This window comes from Secundilactobacillus muriivasis, from assembly GCF_054785195.1.
Map to the genome: position 1 here is coordinate 1 of NZ_BAABMI010000108.1, position 3068 is coordinate 3068.

The window sequence follows — 3068 nt, forward strand, 5'->3', positions numbered from 1 at the left end:
TCAATAATTCTTTCTGTTCATCTTCACTTAATTCAACTGGTAAAGCCACGTTAAACTCTTTTGCATAGCGTGAATTTACTCTACGATCTTTTCTTTCGACTTCATTCCATAATTTCTCTCTATCACTCGCCCATTCTGGCGCATTCTTTGGTGTTAAAATAAAGCTTTCCGGCATGACTGACCGAGCATAAAAATAGCTTCTACCTTCTTTTTGATCGAATAACTTTTCACCACTTCGATAACTTGCTCCAGCAATTGCGCTTCTTCCTTTTCCAGCACTAATATTTTGAAAACTCATGTGAAAAATTGCCATGCTGATCGCCACCTTTCTTTGGGTTTATGGGTTTGCTTTTGTTGTCGCCAACGGCGACTTCTGATACAAGGGTTTAGCACAATAACACAACCAACTTTAGTTGTTGTGTGTAAGTGCGCATTGACCTCGTTTCACTCGGTCTGCTGATTCTCCTGAATTTACTTTTAGTGTATGCCTTCCGCTTCGCTATTTCAACTTTTATACTTTGACTTAACGTTTCCTATATGATATAGTTTCGGTGATTATTTCTAATATGATTGGAGGGATCGTTATGTCTCAAAGTAACTTAGAAAAACAAGAAGCTAAATTAAAAGCCCTTAATCAAAAAATTAAGGACGAAAAAAATAAGATTGAACAACGGCTAGGTAAACAAATCATCAGTCAAGCCAATTTAGATTATGCTAATTTGTCTAACGATCAGATTAAGCTTTTAGCTAAGCAATTTTCTGAATTTTTAAAGGTAAAGTCCGTAGATCATTAGCCATACGAGATGGGAAAATTCCATGTCTAATCAATATGAAAAACTAGTCGAGCAGCAAGCGCGTTTAAAACAAAAAATTGAGCGGGAAGATTTTAAATTACGGCAATCTAAATACTATGAAAGCCGACAAGACCGCAAAGCACGTTCTCGCCGATTAATTCAAAAAGGGGCTTTGCTAGAAAAATACTTTCAAGCTGATAACCTCTCGGTTGAACAAACCGAAGAACTTTTAAAAACATTTGCTGACTATGTTAACGCCCATAAACCGGATAAATTAAAAAACGATCAACCTAATAACTAGGCCGATCGTTTTTATTTTCAGGATTGTTTTTTGGCTTAATTTCTGGGTTTTGATCCGCAAAATCTTTTAATTGTTCTTGGATTCTTTTAACAATTTCGTCTTCAACTGATTTAAGCTCTAAGTTTGCTCTAATTTGTAATCCTTGAATGCCATTGTCATATGTCCACCGTTTAATTTTAGCCATGTCATTAGTTCGATAATAATTGGCAATTAGTTCGTTCCATTGATCCCACTTATCTAACGGCACATTGATTAAGCCTGCACCACCGTCAATCATAATTTTATTAGCACTTAAAGTCGCCGTCCTTTTGTTCCCGTCCCAAAAGATTTGTTGGCGCATATTATGATACATAACAGTCAATGCTTTATCAGTGGTCGTTGTTTGCGGATCAGCCAAAATTTTTTGTAAAAAGGATTGTTCTTGTTTTTCGTTAATTAAGGGTGGTTCAAAAAAGTCTTCACTGCCTAAATCAACTCCTCCTTTTCCTTGCCGTAATTCTCCTGGTACTAAGGCGTCTTCCGCGGCCACAATCTTGTTAATTTGTTTTTCCATGGTTAACGTTAAGGAGGAATTTTGATCAGTGATATATTGCCACCCACGCTTTAAGTTAACAATTGTCAAAATATCTTCAACAGGAACGCCTGCCACACTCATGCCGTCCATAATGGTTTGTGTTTGCGGCAAAGTGGTATTTACGCCTTCAAAGCGGGCACTAGTGTGTACTAGCTTGGTAAAATTTGTTCGAGCAAACCGTTTGTTTTCTGCAACTGTAAATTGATACTTGTCCATATATGCTTGTGTCTTAGTCATATTTTGTGCCTCCTTTTCATTCCAACCACTGATTCTTTGACTCGTCCATGTTAAATCACGAAATGCTTTTCGTTGATAATTTTTTTCTTGCCGTTTATCTAAGAGGTAAGTGTGTAACGCGTCAAACAACTTGCGCTTATCAGGGTCTGGATTATGTGCCGCTTGTTCCCAAATGCCTTAAATATTGACTGTCCAGGGGTCAGCCAACAATTGCTCTATTTTTTCGACTTCTTTGCTTGGTTTGGTCATTTAAAAAACTCCTTTCCCATCTTTCTAGATTAGTTATCGCCTATTCAGCTATTTAAGGCGCCTATTTTAGCTTATAAACGGTTCTAAATCGGTTTTAATATAATTATGTGCCGAACACTTAAAACGGCTTAGATGAGCTTATATGCCGTTTAATTCTAAAAGCGCTCATTGTCAGCGTTTTGCTCTTCGGAGTGTTTGGCCGCGTATTCTCTAGCCGCTTGTTTATTCCACCAAACACCAAATAGATTTTGCATGGTGCCGTACAGGTAGTTTTCCACGTTCTTGATGTGCTTCTCATTGCTTCTTAGGGCGTTAAAGTAACGTCTCAAGGCTTTAGTCATTAAAAATTTAAGTTCTTCGTCGTCCAGTGGGATTATGACGCCAATATCTTTATGATCCTTCTCAACTCGGTACTTAGCATTTAAGATAATACCAACGAAGCGACGCATCTGTTGCGGGGTACGGCACCAAAAACTAAGCAGTATTCATCATGTTACAGCACCCAAGTAAAAGCTACGAAGATAAAAACATTCATCCTCAAAATATGTAACCTAGAAAAAAGGCCTCCAGTGTTAAACCGGGAGCCTTTTTTAGTATACCAATTTCTAATTCACATAAGGCGGCTTATCCCAAGTAACCCACATTCACCGCGGTACTTCCACATTCCGTTATTTTTCGATTGTGAACTTATCCAAAAAAGAAGTGGTATAGGTCGCAGATTGGCTTTAATTGGGGAAAATGAGTTTGTGAAATTCACTGAAATTACGTCTAGGCCATTCCCTTGAAGTCAACTGTCTCATTCTTTGTATTAACCAAAAACTTACCGACATTCCCCTGATACTTCACTGATACTTTAAATGAATACTTGTAATTTACCCGAGTGTATCGAATACTACTAATTCTTCCCTGATAC

General features: G+C 37.7%; 4 protein-coding genes and 2 pseudogenes. 2 read left to right on the forward strand and 4 right to left on the reverse strand.

What is annotated here, in order from left to right:
- On the reverse strand, positions 1-313 hold a 313-nt coding region (locus ACYVR3_RS16080), incomplete at its 3' end, for a MobA/MobL family protein (RefSeq protein WP_461245012.1).
- 253 nt (positions 314-566) lie between these two features.
- On the opposite strand from ACYVR3_RS16080, the gene ACYVR3_RS16085 reads away from it, so the two are divergent.
- Both ACYVR3_RS16085 and ACYVR3_RS16090 read left to right on the forward strand, forming a co-directional pair.
- Complete coding sequence (locus ACYVR3_RS16085; protein WP_003555660.1) at positions 567-794, forward strand: hypothetical protein; 228 nt, start codon at positions 567-569, stop codon at positions 792-794.
- A 22-nt stretch (positions 795-816) separates the two neighbouring features.
- Complete coding sequence (locus ACYVR3_RS16090; RefSeq protein WP_057718597.1) at positions 817-1095, forward strand: hypothetical protein; 279 nt, start codon at positions 817-819, stop codon at positions 1093-1095.
- On the opposite strand, the gene ACYVR3_RS16095 is transcribed toward ACYVR3_RS16090, so the two are convergent.
- From ACYVR3_RS16095 to ACYVR3_RS16105, 3 genes and pseudogenes are all read right to left on the reverse strand, one after another.
- Positions 1085-1906, reverse strand: a complete 822-nt coding sequence (locus ACYVR3_RS16095; protein WP_461245013.1) for a Fic family protein — start codon at positions 1904-1906, stop codon at positions 1085-1087. The genes ACYVR3_RS16090 and ACYVR3_RS16095 overlap by 11 nt on opposite strands.
- A 50-nt stretch (positions 1907-1956) precedes the next feature.
- Positions 1957-2155 (reverse strand): annotated as a pseudogene (locus ACYVR3_RS16100) (hypothetical protein).
- A gap of 155 nt (positions 2156-2310) precedes the next feature.
- Positions 2311-2637: pseudogene (locus ACYVR3_RS16105) on the reverse strand (replication initiator protein A); the annotation flags it as partial.
- Positions 2638-3068: the final 431 nt, after the last annotated feature.